Genomic DNA, 18,312 nt, shown 5'->3' with positions numbered 1-18,312 from the left:
GCTTCGCGCGTCGACCTCCCCCGCAAGCGGGAGAGGTTGCAGCGAGCGCGCGGCCAGAGCGATGTCACAAAGCGGGGTCCCATAATTGCGCTCTACGTGTTGAGCAAGACCGCACCGATCGCAGCGGCGACCGCGTGCTGCGTCGGCTCGACCACGGGCACGCCAATCGCCTCCGCAATTGCCGTGCGGTGCGAGGCCATGCCGGCGCAGCCCATCACCACGACATCGGCGCGGCATTGCGTGACCAGGGCGCGGCCGGCGTCGATCAACCGTCCCCGGATATCTGCAGCTGCGGTCTCGGCTGCGCTCGCGCCGACCGACCAGCTTCCGGCATAGCGGCCGTCGACGCCCATCAGCCGCACCATCCGTTGCTGGCGCCGGATGCTCGAGGGCGACAGCGCGATGATGCCAAAACGTTCACCCAGCATCAGCGCGCGAAAGATGCCGCATTCGGCGATGCCCATCACGGGACGACCGCCGGCCGCCTCGCGCACCGCATGCAGGCCGGGATCGCTGAAGCAGGCGAGCACGAAGGCATCGGCATCCTCGCGCGCGACGCGATTCACCAGCGGCATGACGACGCTGTCGGCATCGCGCTGCGAGCTGATGCCCGGCGGCCCCTCGGCGAGGCCGACCACCTCGATGTCAGGCCCGCCGGCGATCCGCAGCGGCGCGACCGCCTCGTCGATCGCCGCCGTTACCGACGCCGAGGAGTTCGGGTTGATGACGAGGATGCGGGTCATGGCGCTCCCTAGCGGTTACCGGCCTCGTGGCGCAGGAAGTTCTCCGCGATCTTCTCGCCGGTGGTGATCCAGACGTCCGGGCACGACTTTGCGTAAGTCAGGAACTCGCGCAGCAGCCGCAGCCGCATCGGACGGCCGCTGCATTGCGGATGCAGCACCGTCGTCACCATCGCGCCCCAGTCGCGGACCTCGTCGAGCTCGTCCTTCCAGATCGAGAGCACATGTTCCTTGGGGAAGATCGAGCGCGGGCTGAAGCGGGCGGAGAGGCCGTGCATCCAGTCGTCATAGCTCGCGGTGACCGGCAGCTCGATCGTGCCGGGCTTGCCGTCGGCGAGACGATGGCGATAGGGCCTGACGTCGTCGCGGAACGAGGAGGTGTAGACGATGCCGTGGCGCACCAGCGCGACGCGCAGCTCCTCGGTGAACTCGCCGTACGGCGCGCGATAGCCGGTTGGCTTGACGCCGAGCCGGCGCTTGAGCGCCTCGAAACCGCGCTCCAGCTCCTCCTCGATCCAGGGATCGCCGGGATCGGGCAGGAGATGATGATAGCCGTGATGTCCGATCTCGTGACCGGCCTTAAGGATGGACTCGGCCATCGCGGGATGCGCATCGACCGACCATCCCGTGACAAAGAAGGTCGCTTTCAGATCGAGCTGGTCGAGCAGCTCCAGCAGTTTTGGCGTGCCGACGCGGGCCTCATAGCCGCCATAGCTCATGGTGATGAGCCGCTGGGCGTGCACTGCGTCCTTGCTGGTCCACGCGCTCTCGGCGTCTACGTCGAACGACAGGAACATCGCCGAGGTGTACGGCTTTGGCCAGGGATAGTCCGGCGCGGGATCTGCGGTGTTGGCCGGGACAAGGGGGATGCTCTGGAGTGCCTTACTGTCCAGCATTGATGGTCGCCTTCTCTAATCCGTTGTCGGTGAGTTTCCACTTGGCAAGCAAGGTACGATAGGTGCCGTCCGCGATCAGCGCCTCGACCGCCTCCAGCATCGCCTGCTGCAAGGCCTTTTCCTTGACCGGCAGGGCGATGCCGGTGAATTGCTGTGCGATGGGCTCGCCCACCGTTGCATAGGTGCCGGGCTCGAGGTCCATGATGTAGGGCAGCGTCTCGTTGCCCTGGGCCGCGGCATCGATGCGGCCTTGCCTCAGTTGGGTGCGGGCGTCGGCCGAGCCGTCGGTGCCGACGAACTGAATCGGACTGCTGCCGCAATTTTTCTCGCTCCACGCCGCGATCTGCGCCGGGAACATGGTGCGACGGCTGGCGCCGACCTTCTTGCCGCAGAGCGCTGCGGCGTCCTTGAACTCCGCCTTGCGCGACTGCTGCACGAAGAACTGCGGACCGCTGCGCAGATAATCGACGAAGGACGCGATCTCGTGCCGGCTGGCATAGTCGGTGAAGCCGGACAGGATGGCGTCCACGCGCCCGGTCGAGATCGACGGCATGAACTCGGCAAAGCTCGTCTCGGTCCATTCGATCTTGACGCCGAGCTTGCGGCCGATGGCTTCGCCGAGATCGATGTCGAAGCCGGACAGCGCGTTGGTCGCGGGATCGCGGAACTCCATCGGCGGATAGTTCGGCACCAGCGCCACCTTGATGCTGCCCCGCTTGGCGATCTCCGCGGGCAGATCGATCGCCATCGCGGGCACACTGATGGCGCCGAGGAACACCGCCGCAACCAAAAATCTTTTCATCAACACGCTCCCGTTCAGATCACAGCCGAAAGAAATGCCTTGGTGCGCTCCTCGCGCGGGGCGCCCAACACGTCCGATGCGCGGCCCTGTTCGACGATCGCGCCCTGGTCCATGTAGACGACGCGGTCGGCGACCTCGCGCGCGAAGCCGAGCTCGTGCGTCACCACCATCATGGTCATGCCGCTCCGCGCCAGCTCCTTCATGACGGCAAGCACCTCGCCGACAAGCTCGGGATCGAGCGCGCTGGTCGGCTCGTCGAACAGCATCAGCATCGGCTTCATCGCCAGCGCGCGGGCAATGGCGACGCGCTGCTGCTGGCCGCCCGAAAGCTGGGCGGGATACCAGTCCGCCTTCGCAGACAATCCGACGCGGCGCAGCAGCTCGAGCGCTTCAGTGCGTACCTCATCTAGCTTGCGGCCCTGCACCTGGAGCGGGCCTTCGGTGATGTTCTCCAGCGCCGTCTTGTGCGGAAACAAATTGAAGCGCTGGAACACCATGCCGGTCTTCAGCCGCTGCCGCCCGATCTCGCGCTCGGTGAGCCGATGCAGCCGTCCGCTTTGCTGGCGCACCCCGAGCAGTTCGCCGTCGAGCCAGATGCCGCCGGCATCGATCGTGGCCAGCTGGTTGATGCAGCGGAGCAGCGTGGTCTTGCCCGAGCCGGAGGCGCCGATCAGGCACATCACCTCGCCGGGCCAGACGTCGAGCGAGACGCTTTTGAGAGCCTGGAATTCGCCAAAATTCTTGGCGACGGAGCGGATCGCGACGAGGGGCTTTGTCATCGCGCGAGCCGCAATGTGCCGCGCGCAAAACGGCGTTCGAGCAGCATCTGGAGCGGCGTCAGGATCGAGACCACGAGCAGGTACCAGAGCCCGGCGACAATCAAGAGCTCGATCACGCGGGAATTGGCGTAATAGATGTTCTCGGCGTTGTGCAGCAGTTCCGGATACTGGATGACGCTCGCAAGCGAGGTCGCCTTCACCATGCCGATGAACTCGTTGCCAAGCGGCGGGATCACCACGCGCATCGCCTGCGGCAGCACGATCCGGCGCAGCGCGCGCAGCCGTCCCATGCCGATCGCCTGCGCCGCCTCATACTGCCCGATGTCGACCGACAACATTCCCGCGCGCATCACCTCGGACGTGTAGGCGCCCTGGTTGATGCCGAGCCCGAGCAGCGCGGCAAGGAAGGGCGTCATGACGTCGACGGCGCGCGCGCTCCACAGGCCGGGAATGCCGATGGTTGGAAACACCAGCGCGAGGTTGAACCACAGCAAGAGTTGCAGGATCAGCGGCGTGCCGCGGAACAGCCAGGTGTAGCCGGCGGCGACCGTCTTCAGCACCGGATTGGGCGACAGCCGCATGATCGCGACGACGATGCCGAGCACGATGCCGAGCGCCATCGCCAGCACCGCCATCACCATGGTGTTGACGATGCCTTCGAGGATGACTTTTGCGGTCAGGAAGCGGCTGACATAGGACCATTCGATCTGCCCGTTCGCAAACGCGCGCGCAATGGCCGCGAGCACCAGAATGATCAGCGCGGCGCTGAGCCAGCGAAACCAGTGCGGCTCGCGCGCGATCCTCATCCCCGACAGATCGGGGAAACCTTCCGCGAGTGCCGGCGCCGGCTTCATTGCGGCGCCGCGTTGAGCATGGGCTGGGCGACAGCGTTCGCACCCAAGCCCCATTTATCGAGAACCGCCTTGTAGGCGCCATCGGCGATCATGGCGGCGAGCTTCTCCGTCACGACTTCGCGCAGGGCGGCATCGTCCTTGCGGAACATGATGCCTTGGTAACCTTTGGCGAAGGGCTCGCCGACGACGCGGTATTTTCCGGGCTCCTGCGTTTGCGCGTAAGGCAGCGTCTCGCTGCCCTGCACGGCGGCGTCGATGCGGCCTTGCTTGAGCTGGTTGCGGACGTCGATCGAGTTCTCGCCGGGGACATACTGGATGGCAGGTTTGCCGGCCGGCTCGCAATTCTGCTTGCTCCACTTCTCGATCTCGACCGGGAAGCTGGTGCTCCGGGTGGTGCCGACCTTCTTGCCGCAGAGATCGGTCGCGTCCTTGGCCGCATTGTCCGCCATCACGAAGAACTGCGGGCCGGTCTGGAGGTAATCGACGAAATCGGCGGTCTCGCGCCGCGAGGCGCGGTCCGAGATGCCGGAGATGATGAAATCGGCACGCTTGGTTTGGAGCGAAGGGATCAGCTCGGCGAACGGCGTCTCGCTCCAGACGATCTTGAGGCCGCCGAGCCGCTTGGCGAGCTCGTTGGCCAGATCGATGTCGAGCCCGACGAGCTCATTGGTCGCGGGATCGCGGTATTCCATCGGCGCGTAGGTGGAGTTGACCGTGAGCTTCAGCGTGCCCGCCTGCTTGATCTCCGCCGGAAGCTCGGCCGCCTGTGCCGACGTCGCGGCAACCAGGGTTGCAAGGGCGAGGAAATGCGAAAGGCGTGTCATGTCAGCTCCTTTGGCTGGCGCCGCGACCGGCCGTTTGAAATCAATCCGCGTCGAGAACGGCCGGCTCGATGACGCCGGCACGTTCAGTGATCACCCTGTATTGCTCCGGCCGCCGGTGAGCGGCGAAGTTGAACATCTTGTCCTTGCCCTGGCGGCACAGATCGAGATCGATGTCGGCGACGATCACTTCATCGGCGAGCGTCTGCGTCTGCGCGACGATACGCCCATTGGGATCGACGATGCAGGAGCCGCCGATCAGCCCGGAGCCGTCCTCCTCGCCCGCCTTCGCCACCGAGATCGCCCAGGTCGCGTTCATGTAGGCGTTGGCCTGCGTCACCAAAGTCGAGTGGAAGGTGCGCAAGGCGCCGTCTTCGGTGGTGCCGCCATTGGGATCGTAGGCCGCCGAATTGTAGCCGATGCAGACGAGTTCGACGCCCTGCAGACCGAGCACGCGCCAGGATTCCGGCCAGCGCCGATCGTTGCAGATCATCATGCCCATGATGGCGTGGGCCCAGGCCGATCCGGCGCGGAAAGCGGGAAAGCCGAGATCGCCATATTCGAAATAACGTTTCTCGAGCTGCTGGTAGCGTGCGCCCGGCCGCGGCTCCACCGAACCCGGCAGGTGAACCTTGCGATAGCGGCCCAAGATCTCGCCGTCGCGATCGACCAGGATCGCGCAATTGTAGCGGCGGCCGTCCGCGGTTTGCTCGGCATAACCGACATAGAAGCCGACGCGCAGCGCCCGCGCACGATCGAACAATTTTGCCACCGCAGGGTTCGGCATTCCGCGCTCGAAATAGCGGTCGAGCGCCTCGCCTTCGAGCAGCCAGCGCGGGAAGAAGGTGGTGAAGGCAAGCTCGGGGAACACCACGAGGCTCGCGCCGCGGCCGGCCGCCTCCTCCAGCAATGCAAGCATCCGCGACAGCGTATGCTCGCGCGTATCGGCTTTTTGCGTCGGCCCCATTTGAGCTGCGGCGGCGCGAAGGACACGAACCAAGTTTGCCTCCAATCTGTGCGCAGTGCTGCCTCAATGGGCGAATGAACCCTTTGATGCGACGTGCAAATCCGCTGCCATTACGGGCGAGCGGGGCTGCAAAATCAATTCGTTCTGCTATGATGTTTTGGCCCTGAGTATAATCGGCAGTGATATGAACCTGCGTCAGCTCGAAATCCTGCGCGCCGTCATCCGCCATCGCACCACGGTCGCCGCCGCGGACGAGCTGGCGCTGTCGCAACCCGCAGTCAGTAATGCGCTCAAGACGATGGAGGCGCAGGCGGGCTTCGCCTTGTTCGAGCGCGTCAACAACCGGCTGTTTCCGACCGCGGAAGCGATGGCGCTGTACAAGGAGAGCGAGGCGATCTTCGCGCTGCACGCGAAACTCGAGAACCGCGTGCGCGATCTGCGCGAGAACCGCTCCGGGCATCTTGCCATCGTGGCGACGCCGCCGCTCGCCTACAGCATCATTCCCTCAGCGCTGTCGGGATTCCTGCGACGACGCCCGGAAACGCGCGTGTTCTTCGACGTGCGCCGCTACGAGGGCATCATCGAGGGCGTGCTCAGCCGCGTCGCCGAGCTCGGCTTCGCGCTCGGGCTGACGCATCATCCCGGCATCGCGCATGAGGTGGTGCATACCGGCGAGATGGTATGCGTATTGCCGCCGCAGCACCCGCTCGCCGACAGACCCGTGATCTCGGCTTCGGATCTGTCCGGCCTGCCTTTCATCGGGCTCGAACGCGGCACGCGGCTGGGTGAAGCCGTGCGCGACAGTTTTGCCCGCGCCGGCGCGCCGTTTCAGCCGACCGTCGAGGTGCGCTACTGCAACACGGCCTGCGTGCTGGCTGCCGCCGGCGTCGGCGCCGCCGTGGTCGATCCCTACTCGCCGCGGCAGAACGGCGGCAGCGGCCTCGTCGTCCGCCCGTTCACGCCGACGACGCACGCGGTCGCCTATATGCTATGGTCGGAGGCCGAGCCGCTGTCGCGCCTCGCCAAGGCCTTTCTCAACGAGGTCCGCAAGGAAAGCGCACTGCTGGAGCGTACAGCGTCACACCAGCAATATCAGGCAGAAAGCGACTGAGCTTCGCAACCTTCCGGGGGCACATGGCACGCATCACCATCATCGAGACCGGACAGGTCCCGCAAAAATATCGGGAGCAGCACGGCTCGTTCCCGGACATGTTCGAACGCATGGTCCGCACCGAGGACCCGACGGCTACGGTGGACGTCGTCAGCATCCCGAATGGCGACGCGCTTCCTGATCCGGGCAAGCTCGAGGCCGTGCTGATCACCGGCGCGGCGGCCGGCGTCTATGACGGGCTCGACTGGATCGCGCCGCTGGAAGATTTCGTCCGCACCGCTTACGCCAACAAGACGCCGATGGTCGGCATCTGCTTCGGCCATCAGCTGATCGCGCAGGCGCTCGGCGGCACCGTGCGCAAATCCGAGAAGGGCTGGGGCATCGGCCGGCATGTCTATCGGGTGCTGCCGGAGAACGGCGTCGTCGAGGGCGAAGCCGTCGCCATCGCCGCCTCGCACCAGGACCAGGTGATCGAGCCACCCAACGACGCGCTCACGATCCTGTCGTCGGAGTTCACCCCGCATGCCGGCCTGCTCTACGCCAATGGCACCACGCTGACCGTGCAGCCGCACCCGGAGTTCGACGTGGCGTCTGCGCAAGTGTGCTGCGATCTGCGCGACGGCAAGGCGCCGGATGACGTGGTGGCGACGGCAAGAGCATCGCTGGCCGAGCCGATGGACAATGCGAAGCTCGGTGGGGCGATTACGCGGTTTCTGGCAAGGCGCACGTAGTTCGCAATCGTCGCCACGTAGATTCTTCCCTTCTCCCCTTGTGGGAGAAGGTGGCGCGAAGCGCCGGATGAGGGGTATCTCTCCACAAGCAAGATGTTCACGAGCGGAGAGATACCCCTCACCCGTCTCGCCGCTGCGCGGCGAGCCACCCTCTCCCACAAGGGGAGAGGGTGAAGCAGCACCGGCTTCGATAAACTCAGTGCGGTAGGGTGGGCAAAGCGAAGCGTGCCCACGTCCTGCCTGTTTGGCGAGACGACGTGGGCACGGCGCAAGTGCGCCTTTGCCCACCCTACGATTCCGGACTCGCTGAGAAAGACCCCTCACCGTATCGCCGCCATGCGGCGAGCCACCGTCTCCCATAGGGGAGAGGGTGCAGCGCGCCCGCCGCGCTATCTCGCGAACATCAGAAGGGATCCGTCCCCAGCCCCGGCACATCCGCGGGTCGCGGCCCGGGCGCGGTCCAGTGAAACCGGCGATCCTTCTCCGCAATCGCGATATCATTGATCGACGCCTCGCGCCGCTTCATCAAGCCGTGCTCGTCGAACTCCCACTGCTCGTTGCCGTAGGAGCGATACCACTGTCCGCCCGCGTCGTGCCATTCGTACTGGAAGCGCACGGCAATGCGGTTCTCGTCGAAGGCCCAGAGGTCCTTGATCAGGCGGTAGTCCAGCTCCTTCTCCCATTTGCGGGTGAGGAAGGCGACGATGGCCTCGCGGCCCTGAAAGACCTCGGAGCGATTGCGCCAGCGGCTGTCCTCGGTATAGGCGAGCGAGACGCGCACCGGGTCGCGTGAATTCCAGGCGTCCTCGGCCATGCGGGCCTTTTGCGCGGCGGTCTCACGGGTGAAGGGCGGAAGCGGCGGGCGCGACATGATGGCCTCATCGGTTGGTCGGGGCCGCAATCTATCGCCCCAACTGCTGGAGTCGATAGGCCATCACAAATCGGGCGATCACTTATCGGGCGATCACGAAATCAGATCGGCCTTCATCAACGCGCGGATCGATTTCGGGATCGGCTGCGCGCGGCCGCCGCTGATGAAGGCGACGCGGACCTCGGCCTTCACCAGAACTTCCCCGCCGCGACGCACTTCCTGCGCCAGCATGATCGAGGCTCCCTTCACCGCGACCGGCCAGGTCACGACATCGAGCACGTCGTCCATCCGCGCGGGTTTCAGGAAATCCAGATGCATCGAGCGCACGACGAAGGCGAAGCCCGCGCCTTCCGTCTCCACCTGATCGAACAGCGCCTGCTGCTCGGCACCCATCAGCCGGAGGTGATTGGTGCGGCCGCGCTCCATGTAGCGCAGATAATTGGCGTGATAGACGATGCCGGAGAAGTCCGTGTCCTCGTAATAGACGCGGACCTGCATGTGGTGGCGGCCGTCGCGGATCTCGCCGTCGAGATGAGCTGTCACGTCGCGAGCCTCTTCGCTTGTCGCTATAGGTCCGTTTTGCGCAAAAACGGCCGGACGCGCAAGCGTTGCTAGGACACAGCGAGCCCTGTCCTTCCCAGCGTCACCTCGACGATCTCGGGCGGCACACCGACACGGACCGGCATGATGCTGCAACCGAGGCCGCCGGAGACAATGAGGTCGCATTTGAGGCGGAAGTGGCCATAAGCGAGGCGCACGCCGTTCTTGGGCGAAACCGCCGGTGACCAGCCGAGCAGACGAACCTGGCCGCCATGGGTATGGCCGGACAGTTGCAGCGCGACGCGCCCGGGTACGAGCGGCGCGATGTTGGGCTCGTGCGCGAGCAGGATGACCGGCGCATCGTCGGTGACCTTCGCCAGCGTGCCGGCGAGATCGTCGGCGCCGAGCCGATGCGCGCGGCCATAGCGCTTTGAGGGGTAGTAGGCCAGCTGATCGCCGAGCCCGGCGAGCCAGAACGGACGGCCGTCCTTGGTGAGGCGCACGACGTCGTTCTCGTAGACGGGGATGCCGGCCGCCTCCAGCGCCCGATGCGCGATGGTCGGTCCGTGCCCCGCCTGCTGCACGGTCCTGTCGTCCCAATAATCGTGATTGCCCATGACGGCATGGACGCCGAGCGGTGCCTTGAGTCCGGCCAGCACCCTCGCCCATTCGCGCGACGAGATGAGGCGCGTGACGTGGTGAAGGCCGGCGACATAGTCGCCGAGCAGCACGATGATATCAGGCTTCAGCGCATTGGCACGGTCGACGATGCCCTCGATCCGCTCCAGCGACATCCAGGGATCGCAGGCGTGGATGTCGGCGATGGCCGCGATCTTCAGCGAAAAATCCGCCGGCCATTGCCGCGGCTTCGGATGATAGCGGGTGACGCGAAGCCGCAGCACCGGCTCGACGCCGACGCCGTAGGCGGCGGTCGAGATGCCGAGGGCGGACAGACCGCCGATGGAACGGATGAAATGACGGCGCGTAATCATGGAAGCCCGATCGAGATGCGCCTTGTTGATGCGGTCTGATTGGAGCGGAATTGGGGTGCGTTCATGCAGACCGTCTGCACGAGATTACCAGAAATTCATGACAGAAGGAGCGCGCTGCATTGGCGCAGCTCAGTCGTCGCTCTCGTCCGTGCCGAACAGGCCGAATTGTGCCGCCGCATCGCGCGAGGGCTCGGCGATGCCGAGATGACGGAAGGCGTGCGAGGTGAGCAGACGGCCGCGCGGGGTGCGCTGGAGATAGCCGCACTGGATCAGATAGGGCTCGATGATGTCCTCGATCGCATCGCGCGGCTCGGACAACGCGGCGGCCATGGTCTCGACGCCAACCGGGCCGCCGCCATAGTTCATCGCGATGGTCGTGAGGTAGCGACGGTCCATCGCGTCGAGGCCCGCGGCATCGACCTCGAGCGCGCTCAGGGCGTGGTCGGCGATCTTGCGGTCGATCTTGTCGGCATCGGCCGCCGAGGCGAAATCGCGCACGCGGCGGAGCAGGCGGCCGGCGATACGCGGCGTGCCGCGGGCGCGGCGGGCGATTTCGTTGGCGCCATCCGCGCTCATGCCGACATTGAGCACGCGCGCGCCGCGGCTGACGATGCTTTCGAGCTCCTCGATCGTGTAGAAATTGAGCCGGACCGGAATGCCGAAACGATCGCGCAAGGGATTGGTGAGCAGGCCGGCACGCGTGGTGGCGCCGACGAGGGTGAATTTCGACAGCTCGATCTTCACCGAGCGCGCCGCCGGGCCCTCGCCGATGATGAGGTCGAGCTGAAAGTCCTCCATCGCGGGATAGAGCACCTCTTCCACCGCCGGGCTAAGACGATGGATCTCGTCGATGAAGAGTACGTCGCGCTCTTCGAGATTGGTGAGGAGAGCTGCGAGATCGCCGGCCTTGGCGATCACGGGACCCGATGTCGCGCGAAAGCCGACGCCCAATTCCTTGGCCACGATCTGCGCCAGCGTGGTCTTGCCGAGGCCGGGGGGACCTACGAACAGCACGTGATCCAGCGCCTCGCCGCGCTTGCGCGCCGCCTCGATGAAGATCGAGAGGTTCTTGCGCGCCTGCTGCTGGCCGACGAAATCGGACAGCGACTGCGGGCGCAGCGCGGTGTCGCCGACATCGTCGCTGCGGCGCTCGGGCGAGACCATGCGGGAGGCCTTGGGATCGCTCACTTGGCGAACTCCCCGTAGGGTGGGCAAAGGCACTCTTCGCGCCGTGCCCACGATATCTCTCCGATCGCCCTAAGAGTGGTGGGCACGCTGCGCTTTGCCCACCCTACGAGACTGACCATTGCCGCGCTCACTTCGCCAGTTCCTTCAGGCCGAGGCGAATGAGCTGCGCCGTCTCGGCGTTCTCACCCGCACTGCGCGAGGCCGACGCAATCGCGGCGGCGGCCTGCGGCTGGCCGTAGCCGAGATTGACCAGCGCGGAGATCGCATCGGCGACGGGCCGCGGCGCGCGCTGGTCGTCGACCGCACCGGCAAGATGCACGACGGCCGGATCGACATTGGCGAAAGCCGGCGCCTTGTCCTTCAACTCGGTGACGATGCGTTCGGCGACCTTGGGACCAACGCCGGGCGTGCGCGCCACCGCGGCCTTGTCGCGGAGCGCAATGGCATTGGCGAGATCGGCCGGCGCCAGCGTGCCGAGCACGGCGAGCGCGACCTTGGCGCCGACGCCCTGCACGGTCTGGAGCAGGCGAAACCATTCGCGCTCCTGGTCGGTGCGGAAGCCGAACAGTTTGATCTGGTCCTCGCGGACATAGGTCTCGATCGACAGCACGGCAGCTTCGCCCGGCTTGGGCAGATGCTGCAACGTGCGCGTCGAGCAATGCACCTGATAGCCGACGCCGCCGACGTCAAGAATCACGAAATCCTCGCCGTAGGAATCGATCAGGCCCTTGAGTTTGCCGATCATAACCCCGCCACCTTCAGCCGCAGCGCGGTGCTCTGGCGGTGATGGGCGTGGGTGATGGCGATGGCGAGCGCGTCGGCGGCGTCGGCGGACGGCGGCTCGGCCTTGGGCAGCAATATCTTCAGCATCATCGCGATCTGTTGCTTGTCGGCATGGCCGGCGCCGACCACGGTTTTCTTGACCTGGTTCGGCGCGTATTCGGCGACCGAGATGCCGAACATTGCGGGCGCCAGCATGGCGACGCCTCGGGCCTGGCCGAGCTTCAGTGTCGCAACGCCGTCCTTGTTGACGAAGGTCTGCTCGACCGCGGCTTCCATCGGCTGATGGTTCGAGAGCACGGCCGCGAGCCCTTCATGGATCGCGAGCAGCCGGCGCGCCAGCGGCAAATCGTCCGGCGGTTCCACCGAACCGCAGGCGACGTAGATCAGGCGATTGCCCTCAGCCTCGATCACGCCCCAGCCGGTGCGGCGCAGGCCGGGGTCGATGCCGATGATGCGAACGGGGCCACGAATCGGGAGCGCAGTCATGGGCCAGTGATAGCGGCTGGCTGCCGTGGGGGAAACAGAAACAGAACGGAAGTAACAGGGGAAGTGGGGGCGTTAGTGAGCCGCACCGCCCACCACAGACTCCGGGCGTCATACCCCGCGAAGGCGGGGTATCCAGTACGCCGCGGCTTCTCCGTATTCCCATTGCTGTCTCTGGAATACTGGGTCGCCCGGTCAAGCCGGACGACGACAGCGGAGGGTGAGGTGAGGCTCTACCCGCCCATCTTCGCCACCAGCGCGTCCGACACCTCGAAATTGGCGTAGACGTGCTGGACATCGTCGTGCTCGTTGAGCAGGTCCATCAGCTTGAGCAGCTTCTCGCCGGTCTCGTCGTCGACCGCGACCGTGTTTTGCGGCTTCCAGATCAGCGCGGCCCTGCGCGGCTCGCCGAACTTGGCTTCCAGCGCCTTGGCGACGTCGCGATAGCCTTCGGTCGAGGCGTAGATCTCGTGACCGGCTTCGCCGGAGACGACGTCGTCGGCGCCGGCCTCGATCGCGGCATCGAGCACGGCGTCGTCGGAGGCGACGCTGCGGTCGTATTCGATGATTCCGGTGCGATCGAACATGAAGGACACCGAGCCGGTTTCGCCGAGATTGCCGCCCGATTTGGTGAAGAAGGAGCGGATGTCGGAGGCGGCGCGGTTACGGTTGTCGGTCAGCGCCTCGACGATGACGGCAACGCCGCCGGGGCCATAACCCTCGTAGCGGATCTCGTCATAGTTCTCGCCGTCGCTGCCGAGTGCCTTCTTGATGGCGCGCTCGATATTGTCCTTCGGCATGTTCTCCTGCCGCGCGGCGATTACGGCGGCGCGGAGGCGGGGGTTCATGTTGGGGTCGGGCGTGCCCAGCTTGGCCGCGACGGTGATTTCCCGCGCCAGCTTGCCGAACAGCTTCGACTTCTGGGCATCCTGCCGCCCCTTGCGGTGCATGATGTTCTTGAATTGGGAATGTCCGGCCATGCGTGGTCTCTCGGGGATCTCTTGGAATCGTACGCCAATGAGGGTGGGAAACGCGGCCTTATAGGCCGCCAACCCACCGGAATGAAAGGGTCTCGGATACTTTAAGGTAACACCGTACAGGCCCCTGCCCAGAGGTGAGGCATCGTTAACCCTGACTTCATTCCAGCCTGCGAAAATAACCTCCGAGCGTCCCCCGACAAGAGAGACCTGATGGCATTCGGACTATTTCGGAAGCGTCTGCCGGATATGGCCGCGCCCGTGGCAGCCGCAGAGGCCGCACCGCCGGTGGCCCAGTCCGAGCCCGCCCCGGCCGAAGGTGATTCGGCGCGGGAAATCCTGGAATTGCTGGAACTCGAGCTCGGCGCGATGATCCGCCAGCTCGAGCGCGCCGCCAATTCGGTGGCGGGCGGCGCCGAAGCGACCGCATCGACGCTTGCCGCCATCCGCGACCGCACCGACGCCCTGACCGGCCGGACCAATGCCGCGCAATCGACCGCCTCCACCTTCGCCCATGCCGCGGACAAGTTCACCCAGTCCGCGCTAGGGATCGGGGCGCAGGTTCGCGAGGCCGGCAAGCTCGCCGACGAGGCCAGCGCCGCGGCGCAGGAAGCCCGTGCCAATGTCGATCGCCTGCGCGAATCCTCCGCCGCCATCGGCAATGTCGTCAACCTGATCGCACAGATCGCGCGGCAGACGACGCTGCTCGCGCTCAACTCGACGATCGAGGCCGCACGCGCGGGCGCTGCGGGAAAAGGCTTTGCGGTCGTCGCAACCGAGGTCAAGGCCCTCGCGGTGCAGACGCAAGGGGCGACGGAAGAGATTACGAAGAAGATCGACGCGCTGCAGCGCGACGCCGCCGGCTCCGCCGATGCCGTGCACCGCATTTCGCAGGCGATCGAGGCGATCCGCCCGGTCTTCGAGACCGTCAACGGCGCGGTCGCCGAACAGAACGCCACGACCAGCGAAGTCTCCGGCAACGCCGCCAGCGCCTCGGAGTTCATCGTCTCGGTCGGCGAGAGCGCAGCCGAGATCGATGCCGCGACCAAGGCGGCCGAGAGCCATGGCGAGAACGTCGCCAGTGCCGGCAAGGCCGTCACCACCTTCGCACAGAAGCTGAAATCGCGCTGCGCCGTGCTGCTCCGCCAGAGCGAGCATGACGACCGCCGCAAGACCGAACGGCTGCCCTGCCATCTGAAGCTCGAAACCGCGCGCGGCGTGATGCCGGTCTATGAAATCTCGATGGAGGGCGTGCTGATCGGTGGCGCGGATGCGGGCCGGCTTGCACCGCAAGCGATGATCGAAGGCACCCTCGAAGCCGTCGGCGCCTGCCGCCTGCGCGTGATCGAGCAATCCAAGGCCGGGGCCCGCGCGCAATTCGTCGGTCCCAATGCCGAGCTCAGCGAAAAGATCGAGGACAGGCTCTGGGCGATCCACGAAGAGAACACGGAGTTCGTCACCCGCGCCATGGAAGCGGGCAACGCGCTGACCAAGATCTTCGAGCAGGCCCTTGCCCGCGGCGAAGTGGGGATCGACGATCTCTTCGACACCGACTACGCCGAAATCGCCGGAACCAATCCGCAGCAATACCGCACGAAATATCTCGACTGGGCCGACCGCGCGCTGCCGCCGTTCCAGGAGGTCTTTCTGGCCAAGGACCAGCGCATGGCGTTCTGCGCCATGGTCGACCGCAACGGCTTCCTGCCGGTGCACAACAAGATCTATTCGCACCCGCAGCGACCGGGCGACGTCGCCTGGAACACAGCCAATAGTCGCAACCGCAGGATATTCAACGATCCGGCGGGGTTGGCGGCCGCACGCAACCTGCGCTCGTACCTGGTGCAGAGCTATGCGCGCGACATGGGCAACGGGAATACGGTGATGATGCGCGAGATCGACGTTCCGATCCGCGTGCAGGGCCGGCACTGGGGTGGATTCCGCACGGCCTACAAGCTCTAGAGCCTGGCCCGAAAAAATGTCCCGCAGTCTTTCGAGCGGAATCGAGAAACAGGGCGCGAATTGCGCCTGAGTGCACGCTCAGGCAAGACGCCGGCCGCGAATCATCCTTTTAAACTGAATTGGAATGGGAATGCCGCCGTGAGCCGGGTTGCGGCTCTGACTGGAGGACTCATCGAATATGTCCGTCGTACAACTTGCAGTCATGGACACCGGCTCCAATCGCACGCTGGCCGAGCGGCTGATCGATCAGCTTGCCGATCGCATTGGCGGCCTCGGCGTGGAACTCGCCGATATCGCCGGCAACGTCCAGGAAGTCGCAAACCGCGTCGCCAACCAGTCGGAACGGTTCCACCATCTTCAGAAGACCGCCGAGACGATGGTCTCGGCCAACCACGATATCGCCAACGCCTCGCAGGCCGTGCAAACCACCACGTCCGCGGCGGTCGGTGAGATCGCGCAATCACGCAGCGCCGTCGACACCGCGGTCAGCCACATCTCCGAGCTCGTCGCAGCGGTGGAGCGCATCGAGGCGCGCCTCAGTGCCGTCGGCTCGGCGCTGGCGCAGGTCGCGAAAGTCTCCGGCTCGATCGAGGCGATCGCGAAGCAGACCAATCTGCTGGCGCTGAACGCAACCATCGAAGCCGCCCGCGCCGGCAACGCCGGCCGCGGCTTTGCGGTGGTCGCAAGCGAGGTGAAGAACCTCGCGGAAGCCACCCGCCAGGCCACGCACCAGATCTCCGACACCGTGCGCGATCTCGACGGCCAGATCGAAGGCCTGATCGGCGAGAGCAGCGACGCTTCGCAGCGCGCGAAGACCGCAGGCGAAGGCGCCCAGCAGATCTCCGGCATCATCTCGCGGGTCCAGCAGGGCTTCGCCTCCGTGGAGGCGGAGATCGGCAGCGTCACGCGCGCGGCGACCTCCAATCTCGGACATTGCGACACCGTCATCAGCGAGCTGAACGAACTCGCCAAGGGCGTCGACCTCTCCTCGCGCGATCTCAAGAGCGCCGACCAGCGCGTGACCAAGCTGCTCGACACCTCCGAAGGCCTGATCGCGCTGATCGCCGACAGCGGCGTGGAAACATCCGACGCACCGCTGATCCGGGTCGTCGTCGAGACCGCGAAGCGGATCTCGACCGAATTCGAGGCCGCGATCGATCGCGGCGACATCACGCTCGACCAGCTCATGGACGAGACGTATCGCGAAATTCCCGGCACCGATCCAAAGCAGTACCTCACCAACTACGTCGACTTCACCGACCGCCTGCTGCCGGCGATCCAGGATCCGATCCAGAAATCCGATCCCCGCATCGTGTTCTGCGTCGCCTGGGCCAAGGGCGGCTATCTGCCGACCCACAACCCCAACTACCGCCTGCCGCAGGGCAAGGACTCGGTCTGGAACAACGCCAATTGCCGCAACCGCCGCCTGTTCACCGATCGCGCAGTGAAGAAGGTCGCGGCGAACACCAAGCCGTTCCTGCTCCAGACCTATCGCCGTGACATGGGCGGCGGACAGTTCGTGCTGATGAAGGACCTGTCCTCGCCGATCGTGATCCGCGGCAAGCACTGGGGCGCCTTCCGGATGGGTTTCCGGCAGAGCTGACGCGCGTCGCGACGGCGTTCCGGGGCTCCCCAAAACAAAAAACTCGAAAACAACCCCATGCACAGTAGCCGGGGCGTGCGAAATCAATGGCTTACAGTCGGCTGAAATTGAGCTGGCTGGTTGCCATGGAAAAGGTGCGCTCCCTCTCCCGCTTGCGGGGGAGGGCTGGGGTTGGGGGTGTCTCCACAACGAACACTCCCAATGTGGAGAAAGCCCTCCCCCGGCGCTTCGCGCCGACCTCTCCCGCAAGCGGGAGAGGTTAAGCGAGCCCGCGGCTCGACCGATTCAACAAACAGTCATTCTGCTCCACACGCCTGATGACGCCGACGCTCCGTCGGGCAAAACAGGAGAATAATGTCGTCATCGCGCAACTCTCCGGCCGCCAGCCGTTGCGATTGATCCCGTGCGCGCCGCCGCACGGCTCTCCCAATCACCCGACTTTCCCAATCGCACGACTTTCGTCATCGCATGATTTTGCGCATCCGCACGACAATCTGCGGCGATCGACGATCGCGCGCGCCGAAAATGCGTCAAAACATGACGATTATCATATCAATTAGCCCAAAACGCTGGCAGCGAGCGCCGCACAAATTCGTGAACGTCATGGGCTGACGCGTCAGCAGCGCAAATATGCATTGCCGGAGATTGCGACGCTTCATCGTTTCGTATCGGTATGATTATTGTCGCGCGCGAATTCGCTGACTAGATCGCCGCAAGCGATCGAGCGAGCAAGGGGATGCATATGGCAACTGTTCTCACCATCAACGGCGAAACGAAATCGTTCGATGCGCCGCCTGAAATGCCGCTGCTGTGGGTGCTGCGCGACATCCTCGGAATGACCGGCACCAAGTTCGGCTGCGGCATCGCGCAATGCGGCGCCTGCACGGTGCATGTCGACGGCAAGGCGGTGCGCTCCTGCGTCCTGCCGGTCAGCGCGGTCGAGAACCGCGCCATCACCACGATCGAACATGTCGGCAGCACGCCTGCGGGCGCGAAGGTGCAGAAGGCCTGGCTCGACCTCGAAGTGATCCAGTGCGGCTATTGCCAGTCCGGCCAGATCATGTCGGCCGCCGCATTGCTGGCAGCTACGCCCAATCCTGACGATTCCGATATCGACGCCGCGATGGCCGGCAACATCTGCCGCTGCGGCACCTATGTCCGCATCCGCGAGGCCGTCAAGCAGGCCGCCAACGGCCGCCAGTCCTGAGGTTCGCC

The 18,312-nt window shown here is 65.3% G+C and carries 20 protein-coding genes; 6 read left to right on the top strand and 14 right to left on the bottom strand.

Annotation, left to right across the window (positions count from 1 at the left end):
* Nucleotides 1-92: 92 nt before the first annotated feature.
* Genes BM190_RS11900 through BM190_RS11870 form a run of 7 tightly spaced genes read right to left on the bottom strand, consistent with a single transcriptional unit; the run spans nucleotide 93 to nucleotide 5,892 of the window.
* On the bottom strand, nucleotides 93-743 hold the full coding sequence (locus tag BM190_RS11900; protein ID WP_092254567.1) for an aspartate/glutamate racemase family protein: 651 nt from the start codon (nucleotides 741-743) through the stop codon (nucleotides 93-95).
* A gap of 8 nt (nucleotides 744-751) precedes the next feature.
* Nucleotides 752-1,636 (bottom strand): polysaccharide deacetylase family protein, encoded by an 885-nt coding sequence (locus BM190_RS11895; protein WP_092254564.1) that lies wholly within the window; start codon nucleotides 1,634-1,636, stop codon nucleotides 752-754.
* Complete coding sequence (locus tag BM190_RS11890; RefSeq protein WP_177237042.1) at nucleotides 1,623-2,438, bottom strand: ABC transporter substrate-binding protein; 816 nt, start codon at nucleotides 2,436-2,438, stop codon at nucleotides 1,623-1,625. The genes BM190_RS11895 and BM190_RS11890 overlap by 14 nt, the downstream gene beginning before the upstream one ends.
* Before the next feature lie 14 nt (nucleotides 2,439-2,452).
* Nucleotides 2,453-3,217 carry an amino acid ABC transporter ATP-binding protein gene (locus BM190_RS11885; protein WP_092254559.1) on the bottom strand — a complete coding sequence of 255 codons (765 nt, stop codon included), beginning with the start codon at nucleotides 3,215-3,217 and terminating at the stop codon, nucleotides 2,453-2,455.
* Nucleotides 3,214-4,071 carry an amino acid ABC transporter permease gene (locus BM190_RS11880; RefSeq protein ID WP_177237041.1) on the bottom strand — a complete coding sequence of 286 codons (858 nt, stop codon included), beginning with the start codon at nucleotides 4,069-4,071 and terminating at the stop codon, nucleotides 3,214-3,216. Before BM190_RS11880 ends, BM190_RS11885 begins: the two co-directional genes overlap by 4 nt.
* Complete coding sequence (locus tag BM190_RS11875; RefSeq protein ID WP_092254553.1) at nucleotides 4,068-4,895, bottom strand: ABC transporter substrate-binding protein; 828 nt, start codon at nucleotides 4,893-4,895, stop codon at nucleotides 4,068-4,070. The genes BM190_RS11880 and BM190_RS11875 overlap by 4 nt, the downstream gene beginning before the upstream one ends.
* A gap of 40 nt (nucleotides 4,896-4,935) precedes the next feature.
* The gene (locus tag BM190_RS11870) at nucleotides 4,936-5,892 is read right to left on the bottom strand and encodes an N-carbamoyl-D-amino-acid hydrolase (protein ID WP_092254550.1); all 957 of its coding nucleotides are present in this window, start codon (nucleotides 5,890-5,892) and stop codon (nucleotides 4,936-4,938) included.
* Between the two features lie 151 nt (nucleotides 5,893-6,043).
* On the opposite strand from BM190_RS11870, the gene BM190_RS11865 reads away from it, so the two are divergent.
* Nucleotides 6,044-6,970, top strand: coding sequence for a LysR family transcriptional regulator (locus BM190_RS11865; protein WP_092254547.1), 927 nt, complete (start codon nucleotides 6,044-6,046; stop codon nucleotides 6,968-6,970).
* Nucleotides 6,971-6,993: 23 nt separating this feature from the next.
* Nucleotides 6,994-7,701 carry a type 1 glutamine amidotransferase gene (locus BM190_RS11860; protein ID WP_092254544.1) on the top strand — a complete coding sequence of 236 codons (708 nt, stop codon included), beginning with the start codon at nucleotides 6,994-6,996 and terminating at the stop codon, nucleotides 7,699-7,701.
* A gap of 403 nt (nucleotides 7,702-8,104) precedes the next feature.
* Here the strand turns inward: BM190_RS11860 and BM190_RS11855 are convergent, their stop codons facing one another.
* The 7 genes from BM190_RS11855 to BM190_RS11825 form a co-directional block, all read right to left on the bottom strand.
* Nucleotides 8,105-8,572: a nuclear transport factor 2 family protein gene (locus BM190_RS11855; protein ID WP_092254541.1), complete on the bottom strand. Its 468-nt coding sequence runs from the start codon at nucleotides 8,570-8,572 to the stop codon at nucleotides 8,105-8,107.
* 93 nt (nucleotides 8,573-8,665) lie between these two features.
* Nucleotides 8,666-9,115 (bottom strand): tol-pal system-associated acyl-CoA thioesterase, encoded by a 450-nt coding sequence (ybgC, locus tag BM190_RS11850; protein ID WP_092254538.1) that lies wholly within the window; start codon nucleotides 9,113-9,115, stop codon nucleotides 8,666-8,668.
* A gap of 68 nt (nucleotides 9,116-9,183) precedes the next feature.
* Nucleotides 9,184-10,104: a metallophosphoesterase gene (locus BM190_RS11845; RefSeq protein ID WP_092254535.1), complete on the bottom strand. Its 921-nt coding sequence runs from the start codon at nucleotides 10,102-10,104 to the stop codon at nucleotides 9,184-9,186.
* A gap of 129 nt (nucleotides 10,105-10,233) precedes the next feature.
* Entirely contained in the window at nucleotides 10,234-11,268 is a 1,035-nt protein-coding gene (ruvB, locus tag BM190_RS11840) for a Holliday junction branch migration DNA helicase RuvB (protein WP_177237050.1), read from the bottom strand.
* A gap of 151 nt (nucleotides 11,269-11,419) precedes the next feature.
* The gene (ruvA, locus tag BM190_RS11835; protein WP_092254532.1) at nucleotides 11,420-12,037 is read right to left on the bottom strand and encodes a Holliday junction branch migration protein RuvA; all 618 of its coding nucleotides are present in this window, start codon (nucleotides 12,035-12,037) and stop codon (nucleotides 11,420-11,422) included.
* Nucleotides 12,034-12,561: a crossover junction endodeoxyribonuclease RuvC gene (ruvC, locus tag BM190_RS11830; RefSeq protein WP_092254529.1), complete on the bottom strand. Its 528-nt coding sequence runs from the start codon at nucleotides 12,559-12,561 to the stop codon at nucleotides 12,034-12,036. Before ruvC ends, ruvA begins: the two co-directional genes overlap by 4 nt.
* A 230-nt stretch (nucleotides 12,562-12,791) precedes the next feature.
* Nucleotides 12,792-13,538, bottom strand: a complete 747-nt coding sequence (locus tag BM190_RS11825; RefSeq protein ID WP_092254526.1) for a YebC/PmpR family DNA-binding transcriptional regulator — start codon at nucleotides 13,536-13,538, stop codon at nucleotides 12,792-12,794.
* Between the two features lie 210 nt (nucleotides 13,539-13,748).
* Here BM190_RS11825 and BM190_RS11820 point away from each other — a divergent pair, with 210 nt between their 5' ends.
* From BM190_RS11820 to BM190_RS11805, 4 genes are all read left to right on the top strand, one after another.
* Nucleotides 13,749-15,494: a methyl-accepting chemotaxis protein gene (locus BM190_RS11820; RefSeq protein ID WP_177237040.1), complete on the top strand. Its 1,746-nt coding sequence runs from the start codon at nucleotides 13,749-13,751 to the stop codon at nucleotides 15,492-15,494.
* 178 nt (nucleotides 15,495-15,672) lie between these two features.
* Nucleotides 15,673-17,097, top strand: a complete 1,425-nt coding sequence (locus BM190_RS11815) for a methyl-accepting chemotaxis protein (RefSeq protein WP_092254519.1) — start codon at nucleotides 15,673-15,675, stop codon at nucleotides 17,095-17,097.
* Nucleotides 17,098-17,414: 317 nt separating this feature from the next.
* A complete protein-coding gene (locus BM190_RS11810) occupies nucleotides 17,415-17,657 on the top strand; it encodes a hypothetical protein (RefSeq protein WP_092254516.1) in 243 nt (80 codons plus the stop codon).
* 182 nt (nucleotides 17,658-17,839) lie between these two features.
* Nucleotides 17,840-18,304, top strand: coding sequence for a (2Fe-2S)-binding protein (locus BM190_RS11805; RefSeq protein WP_028142020.1), 465 nt, complete (start codon nucleotides 17,840-17,842; stop codon nucleotides 18,302-18,304).
* The last annotated feature ends 8 nt before the right edge of the window (nucleotides 18,305-18,312 follow it).

The sequence above is a fragment of the Bradyrhizobium sp. Rc3b genome (assembly GCF_900114915.1).
GTDB lineage: Bacteria > Pseudomonadota > Alphaproteobacteria > Rhizobiales > Xanthobacteraceae > Bradyrhizobium.
The sequence above is the reverse complement of the archived record's forward strand: the minus strand, read 5'-3'. Positions and strand labels throughout refer to the sequence as shown.

Excerpts from the sequence above, each read along its gene's own strand:
- BM190_RS11855 (WP_092254541.1), bottom strand. The coding sequence starts at position 8,572 with ATGTCGCGCCCGCCGCTTCCGCCCTTCACCCGTGAGACCGCCGCGCAA.
- BM190_RS11890 (WP_177237042.1), bottom strand. The coding sequence starts at position 2,438 with ATGAAAAGATTTTTGGTTGCGGCGGTGTTCCTCGGCGCCATCAGTGTG.
- BM190_RS11810 (WP_092254516.1), top strand. The coding sequence starts at position 17,415 with ATGACGCCGACGCTCCGTCGGGCAAAACAGGAGAATAATGTCGTCATC.
- BM190_RS11875 (WP_092254553.1), bottom strand. The coding sequence starts at position 4,895 with ATGACACGCCTTTCGCATTTCCTCGCCCTTGCAACCCTGGTTGCCGCG.
- ruvC (WP_092254529.1), bottom strand. The coding sequence starts at position 12,561 with ATGACTGCGCTCCCGATTCGTGGCCCCGTTCGCATCATCGGCATCGAC.
- BM190_RS11825 (WP_092254526.1), bottom strand. The coding sequence starts at position 13,538 with ATGGCCGGACATTCCCAATTCAAGAACATCATGCACCGCAAGGGGCGG.
- BM190_RS11860 (WP_092254544.1), top strand. The coding sequence starts at position 6,994 with ATGGCACGCATCACCATCATCGAGACCGGACAGGTCCCGCAAAAATAT.
- BM190_RS11900 (WP_092254567.1), bottom strand. The coding sequence starts at position 743 with ATGACCCGCATCCTCGTCATCAACCCGAACTCCTCGGCGTCGGTAACG.
- BM190_RS11895 (WP_092254564.1), bottom strand. The coding sequence starts at position 1,636 with ATGCTGGACAGTAAGGCACTCCAGAGCATCCCCCTTGTCCCGGCCAAC.
- BM190_RS11880 (WP_177237041.1), bottom strand. The coding sequence starts at position 4,071 with ATGAAGCCGGCGCCGGCACTCGCGGAAGGTTTCCCCGATCTGTCGGGG.
- BM190_RS11805 (WP_028142020.1), top strand. The coding sequence starts at position 17,840 with ATGGCAACTGTTCTCACCATCAACGGCGAAACGAAATCGTTCGATGCG.
- BM190_RS11815 (WP_092254519.1), top strand. The coding sequence starts at position 15,673 with ATGTCCGTCGTACAACTTGCAGTCATGGACACCGGCTCCAATCGCACG.
- ruvA (WP_092254532.1), bottom strand. The coding sequence starts at position 12,037 with ATGATCGGCAAACTCAAGGGCCTGATCGATTCCTACGGCGAGGATTTC.
- ruvB (WP_177237050.1), bottom strand. The coding sequence starts at position 11,268 with ATGGTCTCGCCCGAGCGCCGCAGCGACGATGTCGGCGACACCGCGCTG.
- BM190_RS11845 (WP_092254535.1), bottom strand. The coding sequence starts at position 10,104 with ATGATTACGCGCCGTCATTTCATCCGTTCCATCGGCGGTCTGTCCGCC.
- BM190_RS11865 (WP_092254547.1), top strand. The coding sequence starts at position 6,044 with ATGAACCTGCGTCAGCTCGAAATCCTGCGCGCCGTCATCCGCCATCGC.
- BM190_RS11885 (WP_092254559.1), bottom strand. The coding sequence starts at position 3,217 with ATGACAAAGCCCCTCGTCGCGATCCGCTCCGTCGCCAAGAATTTTGGC.
- BM190_RS11820 (WP_177237040.1), top strand. The coding sequence starts at position 13,749 with ATGGCATTCGGACTATTTCGGAAGCGTCTGCCGGATATGGCCGCGCCC.